General features: G+C 42.1%; 17 protein-coding genes. 3 read left to right on the forward strand and 14 right to left on the reverse strand.

Features of this window, described 5'->3' with window-relative positions:
* Positions 1 to 26 precede the first annotated feature (26 nt).
* Together phoB and IYN84_RS21670 are read right to left on the reverse strand one after the other, a co-directional pair.
* Positions 27 to 728, reverse strand: coding sequence for a phosphate regulon transcriptional regulator PhoB (phoB, locus tag IYN84_RS08970; protein WP_196138864.1), 702 nt, complete (start codon positions 726 to 728; stop codon positions 27 to 29).
* Between the two features lie 252 nt (positions 729 to 980).
* A complete protein-coding gene (locus tag IYN84_RS21670) occupies positions 981 to 2,063 on the reverse strand; it encodes a GNAT family N-acetyltransferase (RefSeq protein ID WP_196138865.1) in 1,083 nt (360 codons plus the stop codon).
* Between the two features lie 171 nt (positions 2,064 to 2,234).
* Here IYN84_RS21670 and IYN84_RS08980 point away from each other — a divergent pair, with 171 nt between their 5' ends.
* On the forward strand, positions 2,235 to 3,350 hold the full coding sequence (locus tag IYN84_RS08980) for a GNAT family N-acetyltransferase (protein ID WP_196138866.1): 1,116 nt from the start codon (positions 2,235 to 2,237) through the stop codon (positions 3,348 to 3,350).
* Between the two features lie 10 nt (positions 3,351 to 3,360).
* On the opposite strand, the gene IYN84_RS08985 is transcribed toward IYN84_RS08980, so the two are convergent.
* The 6 genes from IYN84_RS08985 to IYN84_RS09010 all read right to left on the reverse strand — a co-directional run bounded on the left by IYN84_RS08985 (position 3,361) and on the right by IYN84_RS09010 (position 10,547).
* Positions 3,361 to 4,452, reverse strand: a complete 1,092-nt coding sequence (locus IYN84_RS08985) for a GNAT family N-acetyltransferase (protein WP_196138867.1) — start codon at positions 4,450 to 4,452, stop codon at positions 3,361 to 3,363.
* Between the two features lie 5 nt (positions 4,453 to 4,457).
* Positions 4,458 to 5,441, reverse strand: a complete 984-nt coding sequence (gene nadE, locus IYN84_RS08990; protein ID WP_246722757.1) for an NAD(+) synthase — start codon at positions 5,439 to 5,441, stop codon at positions 4,458 to 4,460.
* Between the two features lie 14 nt (positions 5,442 to 5,455).
* On the reverse strand, positions 5,456 to 6,967 hold the full coding sequence (locus IYN84_RS08995) for a class I adenylate-forming enzyme family protein (RefSeq protein ID WP_196138869.1): 1,512 nt from the start codon (positions 6,965 to 6,967) through the stop codon (positions 5,456 to 5,458).
* Positions 6,968 to 6,990: 23 nt separating this feature from the next.
* The gene (locus IYN84_RS09000; protein ID WP_196138870.1) at positions 6,991 to 7,251 is read right to left on the reverse strand and encodes an acyl carrier protein; all 261 of its coding nucleotides are present in this window, start codon (positions 7,249 to 7,251) and stop codon (positions 6,991 to 6,993) included.
* A 47-nt stretch (positions 7,252 to 7,298) separates the two neighbouring features.
* Positions 7,299 to 9,218 (reverse strand): asparagine synthase (glutamine-hydrolyzing), encoded by a 1,920-nt coding sequence (gene asnB, locus IYN84_RS09005; protein ID WP_196138871.1) that lies wholly within the window; start codon positions 9,216 to 9,218, stop codon positions 7,299 to 7,301.
* Between the two features lie 300 nt (positions 9,219 to 9,518).
* Complete coding sequence (locus IYN84_RS09010; RefSeq protein WP_196138872.1) at positions 9,519 to 10,547, reverse strand: polysaccharide deacetylase family protein; 1,029 nt, start codon at positions 10,545 to 10,547, stop codon at positions 9,519 to 9,521.
* 221 nt (positions 10,548 to 10,768) lie between these two features.
* Here IYN84_RS09010 and IYN84_RS09015 point away from each other — a divergent pair, with 221 nt between their 5' ends.
* Positions 10,769 to 11,875, forward strand: coding sequence for an acyltransferase (locus tag IYN84_RS09015; protein WP_196138873.1), 1,107 nt, complete (start codon positions 10,769 to 10,771; stop codon positions 11,873 to 11,875).
* A gap of 38 nt (positions 11,876 to 11,913) precedes the next feature.
* Here IYN84_RS09015 and IYN84_RS09020 read toward each other — a convergent pair whose 3' ends face one another.
* From IYN84_RS09020 to IYN84_RS09035, 4 genes are all read right to left on the reverse strand, one after another.
* Positions 11,914 to 13,731, reverse strand: a complete 1,818-nt coding sequence (locus IYN84_RS09020; protein WP_196138874.1) for a right-handed parallel beta-helix repeat-containing protein — start codon at positions 13,729 to 13,731, stop codon at positions 11,914 to 11,916.
* A 205-nt stretch (positions 13,732 to 13,936) separates the two neighbouring features.
* The gene (locus tag IYN84_RS09025) at positions 13,937 to 15,634 is read right to left on the reverse strand and encodes a hypothetical protein (RefSeq protein ID WP_196138875.1); all 1,698 of its coding nucleotides are present in this window, start codon (positions 15,632 to 15,634) and stop codon (positions 13,937 to 13,939) included.
* 136 nt (positions 15,635 to 15,770) lie between these two features.
* On the reverse strand, positions 15,771 to 17,987 hold the full coding sequence (locus tag IYN84_RS09030; RefSeq protein WP_196138876.1) for a putative Ig domain-containing protein: 2,217 nt from the start codon (positions 17,985 to 17,987) through the stop codon (positions 15,771 to 15,773).
* Positions 17,988 to 18,230: 243 nt separating this feature from the next.
* On the reverse strand, positions 18,231 to 19,493 hold the full coding sequence (locus IYN84_RS09035; RefSeq protein ID WP_196138877.1) for an O-antigen ligase: 1,263 nt from the start codon (positions 19,491 to 19,493) through the stop codon (positions 18,231 to 18,233).
* A gap of 299 nt (positions 19,494 to 19,792) precedes the next feature.
* Between IYN84_RS09035 and IYN84_RS09040 the strand changes: the two genes are divergently transcribed.
* Positions 19,793 to 21,136: a phenylacetate--CoA ligase family protein gene (locus IYN84_RS09040; protein ID WP_196138878.1), complete on the forward strand. Its 1,344-nt coding sequence runs from the start codon at positions 19,793 to 19,795 to the stop codon at positions 21,134 to 21,136.
* Between the two features lie 13 nt (positions 21,137 to 21,149).
* On the opposite strand, the gene IYN84_RS09045 is transcribed toward IYN84_RS09040, so the two are convergent.
* Together IYN84_RS09045 and IYN84_RS09050 are read right to left on the reverse strand one after the other, a co-directional pair.
* Complete coding sequence (locus IYN84_RS09045) at positions 21,150 to 22,211, reverse strand: glycosyltransferase family 4 protein (RefSeq protein WP_196138879.1); 1,062 nt, start codon at positions 22,209 to 22,211, stop codon at positions 21,150 to 21,152.
* A gap of 18 nt (positions 22,212 to 22,229) precedes the next feature.
* On the reverse strand, positions 22,230 to 22,847 hold the full coding sequence (locus tag IYN84_RS09050; RefSeq protein ID WP_196138880.1) for a polysaccharide deacetylase family protein: 618 nt from the start codon (positions 22,845 to 22,847) through the stop codon (positions 22,230 to 22,232).
* Between the last annotated feature and the right edge of the window lie 11 nt (positions 22,848 to 22,858).

A 22,858-nucleotide genomic window follows, 5' to 3' on the forward strand; every position in this document is an offset into this window, starting at 1 on the left:
TCTATGTGACATGAATATGACCGATCTTATGAAGCAGCCTTGGATTTTGTAGTGAACATATACCCCATTCCGCGTACAGTTTTTACCAACTTGTCTTTGCCAAAAGGCTTAAGAATTTTTCTTAGGCGCAGAATATGAACATCAACGGTTCTTTCTTCAATATAAACAGCCTGTCCCCAGACAAAGTCCAGCAACTGGGCTCTGGAGTATACTCGGTTTTGATGCTCAATGAAAAACTGGAGCAGACTAAACTCTGTTTGGCCAATGTGAACTTCTTCACCATCAACACTTAACTGTTTAGTAGCCAGATTAAGCGTTAGTCCTTCTGCAACGAGTTGATCATCTTCATCAGCATGACTGGAGCGACGCAGAATGGCCCTTACTCTAGCCATTAACTCTTTGATACCAACCGGTTTAGTCAAATAGTCATCAGCGCCATAGTCAAGTCCTTTGACTTTATCCTTCTCTTCGACTCTGGCGGTCAGCATAATAACCGGCAAATCAGTATAAAGTTCATCCTTGCGCAGGCTCCTGACCAATTCAACTCCACTTTCGCCCGGCATCATCCAGTCGACGATAGCCAAATCAGGCCGCTTACGTGACATTATTTCACGAGCCTGCTTTGCACTTTCAGCTTCTTCGATCTGATAGCCCTCTTTTTCAAAGGCATATCTTAACATCTCTCGAATAGGCTGCTCGTCGTCAACCAGTAGTAGTTTTTTAGACATATATCTATCTCACACCAAGTATTCCAGACTCAGTTCCCTTTATAGCCTTCAAACAAATCAAACACTTAAGCTATCCTAACAGAACTTGTTATTGATATTGAAACTCCATTTTGAAAGCTATTGATGACAACAATATGACAATAGTAGCTGATTCAAATAATTTCTAAATATTAGTGTCACACTTAGCAAGCGAAGTTATTTAGTTTCTTCGATTTAGTTTAGGTCGTAGAAGGTCAGCGCGTAGCCGCTAGCCTATGTTCGATGAAGCAGTGACTTAACTTTAAGAGCTACTTTAAGTAAATTGAAGACCAGTATATTAAACATTGAACTAGTACCGATTATCATTCTTTTGGTTTCGATTCGGCCGGGTCGCCATGAGTTATGCCATTTTGCATCCGTAATAAGATGAATCTGCTCAAACCCTCGTTTGTGAAAATGATGGATCGACTCGAGCAATAACAGATTTCCAGGTTGAAATGACGAAAAAAATTCATCGTAACCAATTTTTAATAAAAACACAGTCTTTTCTATGCAAATTGCGTATTGTACTGCAGCATCTTTGCCATCAATTTTCATTATATTAATTTCCACCATTGATTCATCGTTAAACCTTAATGCCGAGACAAGTGAGTGATAAAATTGTGTCAGATTCTTATGCAGTCCTATTGCGCTACGCGTCCCATTAAGCCCTTTCCAACCAGATGCTTCAACAAGCAAAAATCTGCTAAACGCCTCTTTCACTAAAGCACACTGATGGTTAAATTCATACTCAACACTTTTCGACTCGATTTTTCTGGAAACTCTTTTCAAGTTTCGTCTGAAGCTTTTTGATAAGCTGGACAGATAGCCATCCATGTCACCTATAAGTAATATATCGACGACTCGCTCATCTCTCTCAATGTAGATAATTGCTGATTGTTTGACAATTGACTGGTAGCTCGCACCAGGCTTCTCAACTCCGTGCAAGTCGAGAAATGTCCAACGGTCGCTTCTGATATATTTTAAAAAACTGCGAACGACTTTGCTCGAGTCAATATCTTCTCCAAAAATAAAAGATTTAAGTCCAAAGTGACTATGGCTTGAGAAAGTAAGATACTTTACGTTCAATCCTCCAAGTTTGAGACTTCTCTCCTGCAACGGTAACAAGGCTATCAATTTTTCTTTGCTGTACACACAGAACCAAACCCAGGATTGCGGAGACTTCTCAAGATATTGAATATACTGCTGGAACCAGTAAGGAGACTGACTGTACACAGGAGTCCTCAATGACTCAAACAACTGCTGCCATGAGTCAGCAATCTCCATAAGCCCATCAGTTCCAAAATAGCTTTTCACGACCAACTCTTTATTTGTTTGTATTTTTTTCTTCACAAAAGCATCTCTCTTTGGAATATGTGGTACTATTACTCAATATTAATACTTGTAAATCAATAATCTACAATTATTATTAGCGACCTGCGATTGAACTGCTAAAATTCATTTAACACTGCCCTTAAAACTCGAACCATGTCTAAAGCTGTTACGGACTACAAAAAACTTACTATTCCAAAAGACCTGGAACAAATCGAGAGTGTCTGGAAATATCTGCTAAAATGCTCATCCCACTCGTTTTTTCAAACCTGGTACTGGATAAAAAACTGGTTAGACTGTTTACCTCCGGATCAGCAAGTAGAATTTATCTTTGCCAGTATTGATCAGACCCCAATCGCAGCCTATTTCGTAGGTAAAAAAACCGGTCTCCAGCACAAAATTATCTATTGTAAACGGGGCTTTCTAAACGAAACTGGCGACAAAGATATTGATGAAGTTACTATAGAGTATAATCGACTGTTGGTTGCAAACAGCGCGCAAGTAAAGGACTATGCGGGAGTATTTTCAAAACTCGTTGCCGATTGGGACGAACTCAACCTGTCGGCGATTGATGATGCGGCCAGACAACTACTCCCTATAAAAGAGAACAAGCTCAACCAGAGACTACTCAGAAGTCTGGACTCGCTCTACGTCGATCTCCATCAGGTTCGGGAAAAAGAGAATGATTGTATCCACTTGCTCAGTAAGAATAAACGGGCGCAAGTGAGACAAAGTCTACGTAAGTATCTGGAAATTGGCGAAATATCTTTCTCAATTGCCGGCTCGGTAGAGTCAGCAACAAAAACTCTCGATGCGCTCAAGCGCCTCCATCAGAAGAACTGGCGTGAGAAGGGACATGAAGGTGCTTTTGCTTCGCAGTTTTTTGATCATTTTCATAACCAATTAGTCACTAAAAATTTTGACCCCGATAGAGTCCATTTGGTAACAGTAAAGTGTGGGGATGAAGAAATTGGATATCTATATAACTTCGTTTATCAAAACAATGTTTTCTTTTATCAATGCGGTTTTAACTACAAAGAAGATAATAAGTTACGTCCAGGCCTGGTTTCGCACTATCTCGCAATCAACCACTATGCTCAAAATGGGTATGAAAAATATGACTTTTTAGCGGGAGGCGGGCACTATAAAAGTGCTTTTGCCACTGATCAGATAAAGCTCTACTGGATGTCAATAAGAAGAAAAAAGCTTCGCTTTATCCTTGAAGATATTCTTCGAAAAACGAAAACCACCATCCAGGAATCTGACGAATAAAGCCTGATTTCTACAGGTGAAATTCGAGGTCAGAATCCCCACTGGATACACGCCACTTATTTCGATCGGATAATTTGCTAGCCAAAGCTTCATTTTCCGTATAAAACATAAAGCGCGAACCGTAGGGCCGCTCAAAATAGCGCTGTTTCTTTAATGCCTTAACAAACTCTTTGTCACAACCTTGATAGGAAATTACATCAGCAGGTTTCTCTCTAAGCAAACGATCAATAGCACAAAGCAGATGAGGGTAGTACTTTTCTTCAGAGACAATTTCTGAAATCATGACGACTTGTTTGTTGTCCTGCATAATACGATGCAATACAGCCAAAGCAACCGTCACACCCTGGTTGTTACTCAGTTCGTAAAGTTCATAGTCACCGGTAAATTTAAAGCTCTGGTATCGCCAGGAAAGTTCTTCCGCATTTCTAAGATAGGTAATGTGGCTCTTTTGATAAGCTTGATAAAGCTGGTCAATATTTTCATCGAGGAGGTCTACAGGCGACAGCTTGAAATCTCGGTGGCTGTTGCGACTTAACCAATCCCCCAACTTACAATAAGCTGTCGCAGCTAAACGCTTGAGACGATCAAGCCCACCTGACTTGCTCGTCAATAAGCCGCGCCAACTAACTGGCTTAATTAGATAGTCAAGCTTGCCCATGTCCTTCCATCCTTGACGAGAGAACATACTAAAAGCCTCATCAGAAACGCCAAGTCCGATCAACAGCTCATACTTTTTCATTATTGAGCCAATCATCGCCACTCCTAAGCCTTTCATTTTCCACTCAGGGCGAACTCTTAAATCAATCGCATAGGCACTCGGGACTTTTTCTCCTAGAACAGAGAGTTCCAAACCAATCGCACTTTGCTGACCAACAACCTGCTCTTCACAGAAAGCATAAATTCTCTTATTTCGGCTGTTTTCTTCATACATCCAGCGATTAAACTCATCGAGCTGTTGTAAGGTGTCTTCACCAAATTCAGCTTTCTGAAATGCTTTTAATGCTTCTGGATGACGGGCCTCAGGTTCGTCGAAGAACGAGTCCCTAAAAGACTCGTAAAATTTTTCGATGATTGCTTTTTGGCGCTTGGCTTGGTTACTCATCAGAATTACAGTTCAACTTTTTCGATCATCTGAGGCTCAAGGTGTAAGTAGCGAGTGGTCTTACGCTTGGCTTTGATATCCTGATAAACAAAGTTGGCCTGCTCTTCTGTAATATCAATTTTTTCAGCAAGTTCAGCTGCAGACTTGCCATGATTGTAGCACCATACAGCAATATCCATTTTCTTATATGGCAATGCAAAATAAAACTCATCTTGTCCTTGCTCTAAACTATAAGTATCGGTTGTTGGCGTTGAATTACAAATTGGATCAGGTAAGCCAAGATGTTTGGCCATAGCATAAACTTGCGACTTGTAGAGATGAGAAATCGGTTTGATATCTGCAGAGCCATCACCATTTTTCACAAAGAATCCCTGATCATACTCAAGACGATTCGGTGTACCAATAACAGCATAGTTCAGACGATCTGCGTGAAAGTATTCCAATGTTTTACGGATACGTTGTTTGTGATTTGTTGCCGCAACAATAGTCAGATAAGCCTTTAGTGGCAACATCTCTTCAAACCTTTCACCTTCAGGGTTCTCGACAACAATGTTGTAGTGATTGATTTGACCATCGATTCCACCAGCGATAACAATCTTATTTTTCCAACCAGTAGTGTACTCTGGAAATACTTGACGAATTGCATCATCACGCCACTGATAGCAACCAATAGCTTCGAGAGGAGCAGCAATATTGTCAACGGTATATTCGATACCCAAATGCTCAGCCAGAAGCTTACCCAGATCACCACTGGTAGACGATGAATCTTTTTCCGGCATTAACAAGCCAAAGACTTTTTTAGGGCCAAGCGCTTTAACAGCCAGAGCAGCACAAACAGAGCTGTCAATACCGCCCGACATTGCGATCACAAAGCCGCGTCGATGGAGATCCTGGCTGAGAATTTCACGCATTCTTTGAGTAATTCTTTCTACTTCCTGGTCAAAGTCGATAGCAAGTACCGGATCCAGGCCATATTGATTAGTAGTCATTTCAGTTATCTCCATTAACGGTTAAGTTCAAATCTTTTAATTTTACCACTGGCAGTTTTCGGTAACGCTGCAACCCAGACAAACTCTCTAGGCATCTTATGTGGCGGTAAATATTCATTACAGTGTTTTTTAAGAGCAAACAGATTTTCTTTGGACTCTTCACCAACGATAAACGCTCTCAGTTTTTGTCCAAGAATTTCGTCCTCAATTCCAATAACTGCGGACTCCTGAATCTGGGGAAGTTTGTTGATGACCTCTTCCAGTTCCATCGGATTAATACGGTGTGCTCCTACTTTAATCATGTCGCTATTGCGGCCTATCAAGAATAAAAACCCGTCATCATCCAGATATCCAAGATCGCCAGTTTTAAGCCACCCTTTGATCAGTACTTGATCACTAGCAGCGCTATTTTGCCAATACCCCTGCATTATACTTGGACCAGAAACATAGACCTCACCTTGCTCCCCAGCAGGAAGTTTATTCCCCTGTTCATCCCTGATCTCGAGACACACATTATTAAGAGGAATACCTGCAGACCCCAATTTTTTATTCAACATTTTTGGAGGTAAGTAGGTTAATCTGGCAGAAGCTTCCGTTTGTCCATACATTACAAACAACTGGGTATTCTGGTTACAGGCTGCCACAAGCTTCTCAGTAAGAGGCTTCCCCATAGGCCCACCGGCTTGGGTTACATAGCGCAAGGGAGGCGGATTTTGCGGCCAGTCAGAACGAGTTAAAAACAAAGTATAGGTAGAAGGTACGCCAGAAAAGCCGGTCGCCTTGAACTCATGCATGTTGTTGACAATTTCTTGAGGAAACGCCATCGAGCCGGCAAAAATGACTTTTCCGCCCACACATAGATGCGTGTGCAGTACCGAGTTTCCGTAACAATAATGAAATGGTAAAACATTAAGTACCGCATCATTTTCAGTGAGTGCGAGGTAGTCGATAATGTCCACCATATTGCTCATCAAGTTAGCATGACTCAGAAGTACGCCTTTAGGATTGCCAGTAGTACCGGAAGTGTAAATAATCTGTGCTAAGTCTTCACCTTTAGCGTCAAACCACAAACCATCACTTTCATGCTCAACAACGGACTGCCAGCAGGTAATCGACTCATCCTCCTGCTTGGTCCGAGTGATGATTCTGATGTCCAATGCTTTTAGCTTGGATATATCTTCGAGGGATGCCTTATCCAGTATCAGGCAACTTGCTCCTGATTGAGTTAGCAGTTTTTCTATTTCATGAAGTTTAGATAAGGGATTGAGGGCAACAACTATACCGCCAACCTTCCATATAGCGTAGAAAGCAACGACATAGTCAATGGAGTTATCCATAACTATCGCTACTCTGTCGCCGGTAGTCACTCCAGTTGACTTAAGATAGCTTCCCGCTCGGTCGATCAATTCCTCAAGCTGCAGGTAGCTCACATTGTCTGACTTTTCAAGTAACGCTACATTATCAGGAAAGCGACTTGCAATACTTCTCAGCTGTGCAGGAAGTGTTTTATCAAAAGCTAAACTCATTGACCTAAGTTACCTGAATAAACTTAGGCAGTTTTTTTCGCGATAAACGCCATCAAGTTGTCAATCGAATCCAGATTAGACGGGATCATTTCGTTTGACTCAACTTTGATAGATAGCTCTTCATCAAGAAAGTAGATCAATTCGAGAATCCCCATGGAATCCAGAATACCTGTATCAAGGAAAGAGTCGCTATTATTGAGCTTGCTTTCGTCGTCGGTAAATAAATAGTTTTCAAGAATAAAAGTTCTTAATAATTGTTCTGTGTTAGTTGCTACTTGGCTCATTTTCTGACTTCCTTGGATAAGTAATATCTAATAAATTGTTGCTAAAACTATGCATCTATAAATTGGGAAATTAATACCTGCGTCGATAAAATCCCCACCAGAGCTTGTGACTCAGGAATTGACAATGGTTTTCCAGAGTCGGCCTTTTTCAATAAGAATTTTACTTTCTTACCATCAAACAAATCACCCTTTGCAAGAGCCTCTTCACTTATCAGAGCTCTCAGATCTTGCCCCAGAAAGTCTCCGCTCATCGCTTTCATATCTGGCGCTCGGTAAGGCTGCTTGTGTCGATGAATAATCTCTTTTGGCAAATAAGACTGCATAGCCTTTTTTAAAAGACTCTTTTCGTTTAAGCCCTTCATTTTATACTTGGGTGGAATGCGATTGGCAAATTCTATCACTCTATGGTCTAAAAACGGGAACCGCCCTTCAACCGAATTCTTAGCCAGCATTCTATCTCCTTGCGATGTCAACAAATACCCCCCCATCAAAGATTTCGACTCAATATACTGAGCTCGATTGAATGGATGCATTTGTTCAAGTCGCTTGGGTAAACTGGCAATCATCTTTTCTTTGGCATCATCTCTCAACGAACCTTTCAAGCTCTCAGAGTAGAAGTTCTTTGCTTTCGATGTCGTCGTCCATCTCGGCAAATGAGAAAATACAATATTATCTGGCTGATCAAGAGCTTCACCAAAAAACCGCTTCAAATAGGTACCCTGATCACTATCCGGTAAGGTTAGATAAGGGTAAAGCTTTTTAAGAAGCAATGGTCGGAATGCAGAATCAGGATTTTGTGCCCAAAAATGACGAACCTTAGCTTCCTTGAAGATATCGTAACCCCCAAGGACTTCATCAGCTCCTTCTCCCGTCAAAACCACTTTAAAGTTACTCTCACGCACCAACCCTGACAGAAGCCCCATCGGCACCGGTGCTGTTCTTAAAATTGGAGATTCAGTGTGGTAGATAGTTTGAGAAAAATTGTTCGCAATATCCTCATTCCTAACCAGAAGGTGACTATGATCCGCCTGTAAATGGTTAATCAGTGATGATTGGTAGGACTTTTCATCAAATTCTGCTTCTCCAAAATTCAGCGAAAAAGTTCGAAGAGGCACACCGCCATAATGGTGTATCATCGAAACCAAAACAGATGAATCCAAACCTCCCGAAAGGTAGGCTCCAACCGGAACATCTGCCCTTAAACGTATCTTTGTCGCATCAATAAGCAGGTCGTGCAGTTTATCTGCAAGCTGCTCTTCTGAATCTGTCCAGTAGCTATCGGACTCAAAAGACCAGTCCCAATATTGGTGTTTGTCAATTTTGCCGTTTTCTATCACCAGCATTTGCCCTGGCGATACTTCATAAACATTTTCGAAAATAGTCTCAGGACTAACAGGTGCCCAAAAAGTGAATATCTGATCGAGTGCCGAGCGATTTAAGGCCAGCTTTTGGGGTAATGCAGCTTTAATTGCCTTAATTTCACTTGCAAAATAGATTAATCCAGCATGCTGGGTATAGTAAAGTGGGCAAATCCCTACGCGATCTCTCACCAGAATATATCGCCGGCGAGCTCTGTCCCAGAGGCCTATGGCAAATTGGCCATTTAGCTGGTTAACAAAATCAAGTCCGTATTCTTGATAAAGATGGATAATAACTTCTGTATCTGAGGAAGTTACAAAATGATGTCCCTTTTCTTTAAGCGTGTCTCTGAGCTCGATATAGTTAAATATCTCACCGTTAAACACTAGAGAAACTTGTCCGTCAGCGCTATGCATTGGTTGTTGACCGGTAGAGAGGTCTATAATACTAAGACGTCGATGTGCCAGGCCCACAGGACCATCCTGATAAACCCCGGCTTCATCCGGACCACGGTGGTACAAACTGTCAGCCATTGCTTCCAGCAAATTCTGTTTTGAAGAAAGGCTATCTTCAAAGGCAAGAGAAACAATACCTGCTACACCGCACATATGATTACGCCCTTACACCACTAGCCTGTTTTAAAATCTGTTTGCTCATTCCCTGGCTTCTCCTGTAGCCTGAAAGGTTAACGCGTCCTGCTCTTCTGCTTGTTTTCCGGGATGGAGTTTTACATAACTCCAATAAGCCACTATTTTTAGCAAGGACGCAATACTACTGAAATCAAAGGGTAAATTCAATTAGACAATGAAGTCCGCCACCCACAAATATTGCAAATTGCAATAAGTATAAGGAATATAGGAAGTTTTTTATAACGCCGGTTTCAATACCGTAAATATTCACGGATAATTCTATCGCGATCCAATAATGTCCAGCTGCTTAACCGGTTGCCGAAACAGATGGAAAGCCAGCTCTTCCGACGCAAGTCTGCCTGAAGTATCTTCAAAATCAGGCTGTGCAATATTATAGCGTCCCAAAATGTAGTAATCCCTCGGTGTTACCGGGTTTAGCACCATATCACCGGTAAAAATATACTTATAACCAGCCTCTAACGCCAAAGATTGCAGGTGAGCATTAGTAACGCCGTGTGGAAAAGACATGCTAAGAGGCGGCTTCTGATAGGTTATCTGAGTGAGTGCCTTGGCCGAGTTCGACAAAGCGTCAGCGTCTGAAAGCACCTGAGTGAGAGGCTCATGTTCCTCACCATGTGTCCCCAGATCAAACTGAGATGCATTGATCGCTCGCAGTTGCTCGCGTGTCATCATCTGAGGTAGATCATAGTTTTTAAAGGTCATTCTTTGTGCGAAAGACCTTAATTTATCCTTAACTTGTATATCACTTGACTGCAACCGATTTATTATTTTTCGGCAATCACCTTCACTGGCAGGCAGTTCAAGACTTATATGGCTAATACGAACAATCTCATCCAGCACTTCCTGATTAAACTCTCCACTTCTCCAGGCGCTGTAAATTGCTTCCTGCCAGGATAAAATCTTCTGATCAATGGCACTGGTAGTTACAAATAACAGTGGCCTCACGGAAAATTCTTTCGCAATCTTATCGGCATATTCATAGTTATCCGCCCATCCATCATCAAAAGTAATTAAAAGTGGATTTTCTGGTAGAGGAGCTCCTTCTCCGGCATTTTCAAGGTCGGATAGGGAAATAACAGAATAGTGTTTCTTGAAAAACTTCAGACATTCTCGAAAAAACTGATCGCTAACAGTCCACTCCATGTCCGCAAATGCCCAACGAGGATCATCAACAGGAATTACTCGATGAAAGAGGACAACGGTCAACGCATTGCGCTCGCCTTTTCGAAGTAGACTACCCAATAGCCCGGAATGATAGAGACACTTTTTTATGATTTTTTTAATCAACCTTTATATTTCCTAAGTAAGTGCAATCCTCTGATTCAAGAGAGAAAATTATACTACTAAATCACGGTTTTGCGATAAATTCTGGATAATCCATATCGAAAACGCTAGTTTTGGCCTTGCTGCCAGGGTATTTTTTTCATGTTCATAATACCAAGACTATTTACTTTATTAGCGCTAAATCACTACAATTCGCCCCAATTAAGTATGGATCAGGTATTAACATGATGTCAGGAAAGACTTCTTCAAATGCAAGCAACAATAGCCTCCCTTACGGGCAGCGTCTGGTAAATCTGGATATAATCCGGTTTATAGCAGCGTTTTCTGTTCTGATTTATCATTACAAATCAAAGTTCTGTACCAGCTTGCCGGAAACCTCAGTACTATCCCAAAATGTCTATTCAATTACCAAGTTTGGATACCTGGGTGTCGATCTGTTCTTCCTGATTAGCGGCTTTGTTATTTTTGCATCAGCCAACAACCGAACCGCAATTCAGTTTCTGATTTCAAGAGCGACCAGAATACTCCCTACTTTCTGGGTGTGCCTGGTGATAACCACTTTTGTACTGCTTTCAATCGGCACAGAAGGTTCCAAAATCTCTATTTTCAGCTTTCTGGCCAACTTCTTCCTGGTGCACGAATACGTAAATCAACCTGCAGTGGATGGCGTTTACTGGACCTTAATAACTGAGCTGAAATTCTACGCCTGTGTATTTTTACTCATTCTACTTGGCGGTTTTAAATACTATCGCGCCTGGATATTGCTTTGGCTTGCCGCTACCCTTTGCTTTTTTGTGTGCGAACAGCCATCTTTTATGGGCTGGTTTATTTCCCCCTATTATTCTCCTTACTTCATTTCAGGGATCATTTTTTACCTTGCCAAAAAGGAAGGTTACACTCTGTATAACCTTTTAATTCTATCGATCAGCCTGCCTTTAGCACTGTACAACGGCTATATTACTATTGACTCCTTTGCCAAGGATGTCAGTATCGCCGACAAAGTCATTGCCGATCTATTAATCTGCCTTTTCTTCTTCATATTCTATTTAATTTCGAAGGATAAACTTCAAGTGAAGGAACGACGTTTCTGGCTGTTACTCGGCGGAATCACATATCCTTTGTACCTTCTCCATAATTTGATGGGCAAAGTCATTTACGACGAACTTCACGAGTATTTACCTTCATTTATACTACTCGCATTAATAACCCTGTGCATGGTACTGGCATCACTATTTATCCATACAAAACTGGAACGAAGAATTTCTGACAGATTAAAATCCTTTTTAATTGGTTATACTGTGAAATTACAAAAGAAAGAGGCGGTCACCTAGTGACCGCCTCTTTCTTTTCTTGAGCCGTAAACTCTGATTTACTGCTTTTCAAAAGCGCCCATATCAATACCATTTCCAGAAGGTCTGCTTGCTCCTAGTATATCGTCAGTTGGCGCGTTAGCTCCGTCAAAGGAGTTTACTCCTGCATCAATCGCAGGACTTCCCGCGCCAAGCCGATAGTTGCTACTAAAGAGCGCATCCGAGCTTGATTCAAACGAGTGACTCCCCCAGCCCTGTGATTGCCATTGAGTAAGAGACATTGTAGCTCCTTCTGAGTCACTGCTTACGCGATAGGTTCCACTCGTCGCATTATAATCAGCGGTAAACTGATTGCTATTGAGAGAGATACTGCCGCTACTGTCGATAAGAATATTGTTAAAAATTCGATGTCCACCCTCATCATCAGTCATTTTAATTGACCAGCCACCATTGTCCGCAACGGTATTATTGTAGATATCAAAATTTGCAGGCCCGGAAGCAGCATCCATAACAAAACCGCGAATACCGTGACGTCCATTCGAATAAATCAGGTTATTGCGAATAACCGAGTCGCGGACCCCATCCATATCAAAACCGTTCGCTGCATTATCATAGATAGTATTCTTCTCGAGAATAATTCCCGTATGCAGTCCATCAGTACCGCTTCCAACGGTCAGGTCACCGTTAAAATGGATACCATTCTTTGCATTCTGATAGCTGATATTGCCTCTTAAAGTTGTATTATCAGAGCCGCCATTTGCCAGGTAGATTCCGTGACTGGCCTGAGAGTAGGCGGCTTCATTCCCTTCCACCAATGAATAGGATAATTGTGACAGATAGATATTGGTAGAAGGAGAATTAAAAACTTTGTTATTTCTAACGGTTACGTCCACCATGGGATCCGTTGCAGAAGCGCCGCGCGCAGCGATTCCATAGGTTGTCCCATCTTGATTATCAACAGTAAAACCATCAACGATCACGTGGTTCGCATCTGAAATCCGAATAATTGCGTCACTCGCATCTCCGTGACGATTGAGCACAACATTGTCTTCTGCCGCCATCACCATCAGTTTGTTAGACTCATCACCACTGCGATAGAGATCAAAGCCCTCATAAGTACCAGCGAAGACCTTAACTATGTCTCCAGGGCCGGCATCATCGATCGCATCCTGAATGACTTCGTACTCCTGCATTGCACCGGAAGTATCATCTACACAAAGAACATTCGACTGGGCACAATTGGTTTCTACAACACTAAAATGAGCAACAATCTGAGCATTGCTGGTCAGGTTAAATTCACACCTGTCGGTTTGACTGCTGCCACATTGCTCATCACTCCAATGAGAAAATTCATATCCGGATTCAGCTATTGCAGTTAACTCTACTAGCGTATTTTCGACCAGGTCAACGCTGCATACGGCACCGCAATTAATATCGTTCCCGCCAACAACGGAGCCTCCAGTCTGAGGCTTGACAGAAAGCCTGAAAATACTATTGTCTGATGATGTGAACTCAGCGGTGATGAGAATATCCCTGCTCATAGAAAAGCTACAGAGGGAGTCGTTAGAACCATTACATACATCACCTTGCCATCTTACAAACTGATAGCCACTGTCAGCTATAGCCTCTAGCTCAACCCGAGTATCTGCATCGTACTCCCAGTCGCAATTACCCTGACACATATTAGAGCTATTGACTTCGATTTCTCCGTCATTGACCTCGCCAATTTCCAGTGTATATTTCTGACTTGCAGGTGGCTCGGGCTCATCTCCACCACCGGAGCTGGCACAAGCAATCAAGTTTGCCAGAAAAAGTGCCTGTAATGTTAACCTGAATAGTACTTTCATATCGAAATTGGATTCTTTATCTTGTTTCATTTAAGTGACCATTTGACCGCATATTATGCGCTTTGTATCGGTAAAACTTGGCAAACTTAATGCCCTTTGTGGCATTTTGCGAAACAATTCACACTGGTTGGTCTAGAGATATACAAAATGGGATATTTCAGAGAAAACGTCAGCCGGAAGAGCGGAAAAAAAGGCTGGTGAAAATTAGGTTTTCAGCCCTTCCGTTGAGGTGAGTTTAGAATACTTTTCTGGAGCCAAAAAACTCCCAGATATATTGCGACAAGGAAGGCTTCTCGCCCTGGCAAAATCCTCGCTCAACCTTAGCGTCAAAGCACATCTCAGCTACGATTCTAGCTTCATTTGTCCATGGCCAAAGCGATTCATCAGTTAGTTCATTGTACCCCTCATCACCAAAAAAACTTCCTGATCGACCATAGCGTTGAACGACTCTGGCCCCTACGTTGTTTTGTGCAAGCCAGTTATTGATATTCGAGCCATTTTCGACGTCTACCGGGTACTGAATAAACCCATTCCTGATCGGACTGGCGGGCAAGACTTTACATTCGCCATCACAATCAGAAACATCAAAAGGCTTTTCAGTTGCTTTAGGGTCAAAGCTTGCTGAATTACTGACTTCGGAGCCTCTCGCATTATAGCCAGTCCTGGTAGCTCCAATCGTCAAGCTGTTACGGATAATGACACTGTCCTGCTCCGGGCTAACACGGATAGCACTTACATTGGGTTTTGCCTGTGATAGAAATATGGAAGCATTTTCAATAATACTTGGTGGTCGGTCTGCATCATCATAGTTATAAGGTTTATTTCCAATATTAATACCACCTAGTGTATTACCCAGAGAAACAAAGTGCTTGATGGTCCAGACAGGCTCTTCTCCCTCGGTCACATTGTCTGCTTCAAAATGAAGACTAAAATCTTGTGAGTTTACAGACATCGAACCAAGCCACTCATTTCTTCCTAAATAGTAGTGGCTCCCATCAATAGGCTTACCAGATTGGTTGCTAGCTTTTACTCTCTCCCGCGTCGTATGTTGAGCGGTAGCAAAGTCGCCATACGGCTTGTCTGCTCTAAGCAGTCTGTCGACAACCATCATATTTTGCACCGAGACATCGTGAGAGTCGTAAACAGTAAATCCAATACTTGGATCTGCCTTAGGAGCACTTTCACAACCAGCTTTATCACAACCTTCCCCGCGTACAACGACCCTTCGCCATACGTTGTAGTGGGCACGATAGTTCATTGCTATTGCACGACGATTCGCCGCCCAAACCCACACGTCTTCAATTAAATTATGCGTATTTCCCTGATGATGATCGCCAGTTCCAACGTATAACCCTCCGTAGATCCCGCTGTTTTTAATAGCAACATATTGGGTATTGTACAGAGCAGAGCCTCCCTCAACCTTTAAGCCGTCTATCTCTATAAAACGCGCCTTTTCTCTCTTTCGACCGAGAAATAGTGGTTGTGTATTTCCTTCACCAGTCAGTTTAACGGTTCCTGGCTTAAGGGCACTAAGCCGGGTCGGAAAATCACGTCCTCTCCCCGATGGAATGCCTGCAGAATAAGGAAGCGCTTTGCCATGGTAATCTACAGAACGAAGAATTCCGGTACCTTTAGCTATCGAGTAATCTCCTGGCATCAGGAAAAGTGTGTCACCGGCCTCAAAGTCACTATGGTTAAAAGCATATGAAAAAGACTTCCATGGCTTACTCTGACTGCGCCCGTCATTACTGTCATCCCCTTCCGGCGAAATATAATAGACTTCCGGAACAAATGGTTTAGCATTTTCTTTTTTTGAAGACTCAGATTTTATCGTTTCCGTCTGGTCATCATTCGGCGAATTAGTACAACCCGAAAGTCCCAGTAACAGCAACAAAGCCCAGAACTTTAGAAGTGATAAAGGTAAATATTTCACAACAACTCCATTTATCGCAGTTTTCGGGCGGAAGTATACAAAAGCAACGGTTAGAGTTAAAGCACAAAAAGAAAAGGCCCGGTTTATATAAAACCGGGCCCTTAATAAGCCAAGGGTATTGGGTATCTTGGCTTAATCAGTACAAATTGGTTGGCATGGGGTTTCCTAAAGATTCCCAAATATATGAAGTTAAGGTTACCTGACTACTTGAACCTAGCTGACTGCCAGTAGAACAAAAACCTCGGGTAATATTCATATCTTCACACATTTCCTTTTTAATGCGATCTTCATTTGGCCATGGCCACAAAGCTTGATCTGAAAGCATGTTATATCCAGCTTCGCCGTGTATTGTCCCACTGATACCGTATTGATACATAACAGTGGCGCCAACAGACTCACCGCTGATGGCATTATCTACCGCTGAACCCGCTTCAACTCTTGTTGGGTAGATTAAAGAACCATTATTTAAAGGATTAGAGTTTAGTGAAACACACTGTCCAATACAGTTGGCAACATCAAAGTCACCTTCGCTTGCTTGAGGATTATAAGCAACAGAATCTTCGGCTGTTGAAGCCAACATATTAAATCCGGTTCGGGTTGCGCCAATTGCTAATGTATTTCTTGCAGTTACATTATGCTGACCAGAACTTACTCGAATGCCACTGCGATTTTCAGCTGGATTTTCAAGGACAATAGTCGAATTTTCTATAACCGATGGAGGACTTCCCGCACTGCCATAGTTATAGGGTTGATTGCCAATATTAATACCACCGTCAGGATTACCCACTGCAACAAAATTCTTAATAGTCCAGATAGGGTCACCACCGCCTATCACATTATCGGCTTCAAAATGCATCGCCGCATCTTGTGAGTTAATTGACATAGTACCCAGCCATTCATTTCTACCCAGATGATATTGACTGTCAGCAGTATGTTGAGCCGTGGCAAAGTCACCATAAGGAGAGTCGTTACGAATCAAACGATCAACTACGATAACATTTTGCACTGATACATCATGGGAGTCATAGACGGTAAATCCAATACTGGGATCTGCTTTTGGTGCGCTTTCACAACCAGCTTCATCACAACCATCACTACGCAATATTACACGTCGCCACACATTGTAGTGTGCTTTATAGTTCATTGCGCTTGCACGCCAGTTGTTGGTCCATACCCACACATCTTCAATCAAGTTATGTGTATTTCCATTGTCATGGTCATTAGTACCAATTGTTAATGGACCATGAAAACCGGAATTACGGAACACAACATATTGAGAGTTAAACATGGTACCACCGCCTTCAAAGCGCATACCAGAGACTTCAATGTAACGATCTTTGCGAGATGAACGACCTATGAAGATGGGTCGAACCCCTTCAGGTCCCGCAACAATGACTCTGCCAGGGTTAGCCGCGCGAACTATCGTTGGATAATCCCGATTAATTCCGGAAGGTATTGAGCCTGAATAGTCCAGAGGGTTTCCATGATCATCCACTTCACGAAGAATGCCAGTGCCATTTGCAATTGAGTAGGTGCCATCGAGCAAAATCAACTCATCGCCACCTTCCATCCCACCACCGGCAGTATCAAAAGCACGCTCAAACGTGCGCCATGGGGTTGAAGCACTGGTGCCATCATTGTTATCACTACCTTCAGGTGAAAGGTAGTAAACATCCAGCCCAAGCTCGGTTACAACCACTGTTACACTTGCCTGAGCAGAAGAATTAATTCCATCAGAACAGGAAACAGTAAAAACTTCAGTTCCTACCTCATCAGTAAGATAAGTAACCACGTTTTCCTGACTGGTGCGAGTGACATTGCTGGTACCACTGATAGTGTAGGTCAGTTCATCCCCATCATTATCAGTCAGCGGCCCCAAAGTTAACTCTATTGTAATACCTGCTTTGGAGCTAAAAGTCATATCTTCCAATATAGCCGCGCCGTTACCATCTTCTACTTCAATATTAAAAGCATTCAGCTCATCAGAATCCTGGCCGTCGGTAACCGAAACAACAATGTTGCCGTAATCGCCTATACTGCTTTGTCCTGTACTCCCATACAGGCGGCCAGTAGACGAGTCAAAACTGGCCCAGTCAGGCTTATTTTGAATACTGAACGAAAGGCTATCTCCATCTTCATCACTTGCCGAAGGAGTGTAGTCATAAAACTCGCCAGCCACAGCAGAAGAAGGATATTTACCGCTGATAACTGGTGCTTTATTTTGAGATGATTCGCTTGATTTCTGCTCAACATCTTCGCTTCCACTACAAGCGATAAGAGACGACAAAGCAGCAGCGATTGTGATTTGCTGAAGAAAACCCAATTTATTTGTGCTTACTTTTGAAGAAAACATAATTTTACCCAATACCTTAGCTTTCAAAGATGACCTTCGTCACCGAGTGCTAGTTATATCGGGGATTTCGGGATTTCTTAACCAAACATGATTGAAACTTTGAACCAGCTCACACTATTTATCTCCACTTTTATATAAAGCCTTAAACTTTATTAAATGCGAGTTATTTCAACGCGTTATATCTCTTTTTGAGAATCAGGATTAATTCAATATCTTTTATATAAATAACACTTTTTATTTGTTTTAATAATAAAGAGAGACGAACACCCTGATTAGCGCAACCCAACCAAGTGTGATCATAAATATCATCCAGAAATCTTTTTTAGTAAATTTTAGTTTCTCACCATTTGTCCTGGCAACAACACCTGCCAGACCGAGTAAAAAGAACTGGGTTTCATACTCCAGCGTGACAAACATTGAACTTATTAAATAACCAACCAAAGCCAGCGAAACCGAGCGGGCAATTGACTGCTCCTGACTATTATCGGAATGAACTACGAAAAAGTAGATATTCCGAAAAGCCCAGAAATAAGCCGCTATCCACAAAAACAGTCCTGGAAACCCGAGCTCCCCCATATTTTCAATTGCAGAGTTATGCGCAATCAGGCTTCCTGTGTAATCCGCATAATTCCCCCTTCCTATACCAAATAGCGGATTTTGACTTATCATTTCAATACCCTGCATCCACATGTCAACCCGATGCTGGGCTGAGTTATTATCATCTTTAACCTGGGTCAGATGGCTTGGAGCAAGTATCAGCGCCGCAAAACATAATCCTCCTACCGCAAAAATTTTGCCAATAGAAAGGTTGAGCCGCTCTATATTGCGAAACAAGAGGTACATACCGACAATTCCCATAGTCGCCAGAAATCCTCCGCGAGAGCCTGTGTACCAGATAGCCAGAAGCAATGGCGCTAATGCAGCAATGGAGAGAATTTTCTTGAAAGCGCCATAATGCTTGTCAAGGAACTGCAAAATAAAAGGGAGACCTAAAGTATAAAGTACGCAGAATACTCCCGGCCCATCAAAAATATTAATCCAGCGCGTTCGACCGGTTCCTCCAGCCTCAAGCACACTTCGATCTACCCAGCCAAGCGTTTGACCAGCCCAGCCCAGCCCATCGGGCGAGAGTTTATGCTGGATCCCCTCGACAACGATTACCATTACCAGGAGGGCAAGACGATAAGCAGCTTTCTGTATTCCCTCCATATCGGCAACGCTCGCAACAACCAATTTATAGAGGATGAACCATTTGATATAATTCACAATTCTTGTTGTAGTTAATGCGTTGGTATCATTGGCAAAAGACGCCAAAATTATCCAGAAAATATAGGCGAGTAGAATAGTATCCAGTACATCCCACTGGGTAAAATTCTTCATCTTCCCTGTTGCCATCAAGACAATAAACCAGAGAGGATAAACAATCAGATCTGTACGTAAACCAATAAAAGGTTCGATCCACAGTTGCGGAGCGATAAGTAAAGTTATCAGGTAAAGAAATATCATTGACTTAAACTGGCAGACTCTTTTTAAAATGCCTTTTCATCAAAAGGCTTCATCCATGAAAACCACCAATTGCTGTGAGCAGATTGGTAGATCAGCAAATATTTGTTATATCAGCTCTTAATTTCCCTATTCTAATACATGAAGACCATCGATGCATTGGCTGAACTAGCAGATTGTACACATCTCAACTAGTAATCACCATGTGGAAAGGAAATTTTTGGCAAAATATTCTCAGTAGCTGAGATTATGAGATTAATTCGCGGTATAATCCGCGCAAACGGATACCAAAGATAAGAACCATGAACTTTTACCAGGATGTTTTTTTCAGAAGCCTTGACAGACTAAGAGGCAGAAAGACCATTGAACGACTCCACTTCTTGAGAAAATCGCAAAACTGGAGTCGAGAACAAATTGACCAGTGGCAACTGGAAAAGCTCAATGAGTTACTGACTCAGGCTAAAAGCCACTCCCCTTTCCATAGCGACAGGTTGAGAAATATTGAACTCCCGCTTAAGTCGCTCAAGCAACTCGAAAACCTCCCTATCTTAACCAAGAGCGATATTCGTAAGAATCAGGCTTCAATTAAGAGTGACAATATCGAGCCCTCTCGCTTTGTAGAAAGTCGTACAGGAGGTTCCACCGGTGAGCCAATGTTTTACTTTTGGGATAAGCGCGGAATGGACTGGAATCGTGGAACTGTTTACCGAAGCGCCGAGTGGGCCGATACCAAACTTGGTGAAAAGACGGTGCAAATGTCTGGCTCTCACTTTGACTATACACAGTCGCAGTCACTCCAGAACAAAATTGTCTACTTTTTGCAGCGATATAAAGATTACCCCGTTTCTTATTTAACCGACGAAATACTGGAAAGCTATTATCAAGACCTGCTTAAGTTCAAGCCCACCAGTATTTGGGGGTATGCCAGTGGGGTCAATGTGTTCGCAGAATATATAGAGAAGAATCATCCTGATACTAATTTTGACTTTCTCAAGGCAATAATGACCAGTTCTGAAATGCTCTGGCCAAAACAGCGCGAAACAATCAATCGCGTATTCGGTGGCGAAAAAGTATTTGATCAGTACGGTAGTCGGGAATTTTACATGGGTGCAGAGTGTAAAGCTCACAATGGTTATCACCTGCATTCCGAAGTCATTCTTTTGGAAGTAGTCGATGATGACGGCAAGCAATGTAAGCCTGGAGAGCTGGGCAGAATTTTAATTACCGACTTATCTAACCATGCCTTTCCGTTTATTCGCTACGAGATTGGTGATCTGGGTATTTTGGAAGAGCCTACCCAGTGTAAATGCGGTATGCACTTACCCAGGTTGAAATCGGTTCAGGGGCGAATAGCGGATATGATTGTATTGGAAGATCGAGTGTTAACACCACCGAACTTCACCATCTTGATGAGTGACATTCGAGGACTGAAAAGCTTCCAACTGCAACAGCACAAAATCGATGAAATTGAAGTCCATTTAGTAAAGGATACTACCTTTACCGATGAAGTAGCCGACTACATTCACTCTTCAATCAAGAAAATGGTTAATGACAAGACAGAGGTCAGCTTGAAGTATGTTGATGACATTGCTGTACCGGAATCTGGGAAGCGCCGATTTATTATTTCGACGGTCAATCAGCACTAAGAGGACAAATAGTTCAGCTTAACTCCTGATAAACCTTTAGCCACTGGCGCTTGATCTTTTCCCAGGCAAGGTCATCGACATAAGCCTTCGCCTGCAAGCTTATCTTATTGGCAAGTTCAGGCTGCTCCAGGAGCTTCTTCATATGTTCAGCCAGAGCAACGTCATCATTGGAATCGGCTAACAAGCCGGTTTCACCGTCGCTTAAAATATAAGGAATCCCACCAACGCTTGTGGACACCACCATAACCCCACTAGCATATGCTTCAAGAATAGAGCCAGGCATATTATCAATGACAGGCGTGTTGATCAGAATATCCGACTTTTCAAAATATGAGGCGACTTCCTCATTAGGTACATTTCCGACTAACTCAACATGGTTTAATTTGAGAGACTTGATCTGCGACTCGATAGCTCCTCGTTCCGGACCATCACCAAGAATATACATTTTCGCATCAGGAAAAAACTTTTGCAGGTGAGAAAAAGCTTTTACCGCACAGGCAATATTATAGACAGGAGTTAAGTTTCGTACCGAAAGGACTATCGGCTTTACCTGCTCGCGCAAGCGATAGCTAAACCGCTCAACATTGGCAAAATTTGGAATAATGTTGCTTTCATGCCCAAATTTTCGGAAAGTAGCTTGCAAATAACCTGATGGAACAATAAATGCCGAAGAACGTTTTACTGCATAGGTTAAAACCCCTCGATTATCGGCAAAAAAATCCCCTGCGCCACCGCCATGATAATGCATAATAATTTTTTTACCTGCAAGTCTGGCGATAAACATTGGAATCAAGGTGAATAAGTAGAAATTCAATCCCGATGAACTAAAGATATGAATGATTCGACAACTCAGTATTTTTCTACAATCCAGAATAAACGCTAGTAACTTGAGTAATCCTTTAAGGCCTCGAATTTTTTCGAGTAGCGCAGGCAATTTTCTGTTTGTTACTATTGGCACGATATCAATGTCAGCGGAGAGCATACGGGTTAAATGCTCATTGGCTAACACTGTCATACCTGCATTAGGTGGCGGATATTCAGAAACAAGGCCAACTTTACCAATAGTTTTTTGCATTCTAATTTAAGCCCTGCTTTATTGACTCTCTAAACTGCAAAGAGAAACCTCTGCTTGTCGGTACTCTTTTATTAGTTTCGGCATTATTTTCGCGTTTAGATCATAGTCGTCATGAAATAAAAGGATATCTCCTTTCATCACCATATTCGGTGATACATTGTTCATAACTTCTTCTTCAGCATCATAGGAATCTCTGCTATCAAGAGACCACATGACAACTTTTAATCCATATCGAACAGCCATAAAGAGACCAGTTAAAGTCAACTCTCCATAGGGAGGACGATAATACTTAATTCGATAACCAAACTGTTTTTCGAAGCGTCTGATATACGCAAAATCAGCGGCAACTTCTTGGCGCGACATTTTTCTTAAACTCTTGTGAGAGAATGAATGGTAACCAATATCGTGTCCTAGCTGAATGACTTCTTTAACAATTTCAGGATGCTTTTCAATTTGGTCGCCGACCCAGAAAAAAGAAGCTCTGACACCAGCGTCAGACAAGGCATTAGCTATTTTTAAGGTGTTCACGGGATGAGGACCATCGTCAAAAGTTAAATAGACACCACTTTTCTTTCCCTTTCGGATCAGAAAGGGAGACATTAAGAAATATATCAAGTTAATAATGAGCGATTTCAACTGGGTAAACC

Source organism: Aliikangiella sp. G2MR2-5, assembly GCF_015687155.1.
Taxonomy (GTDB): domain Bacteria; phylum Pseudomonadota; class Gammaproteobacteria; order Enterobacterales; family Kangiellaceae; genus Aliikangiella.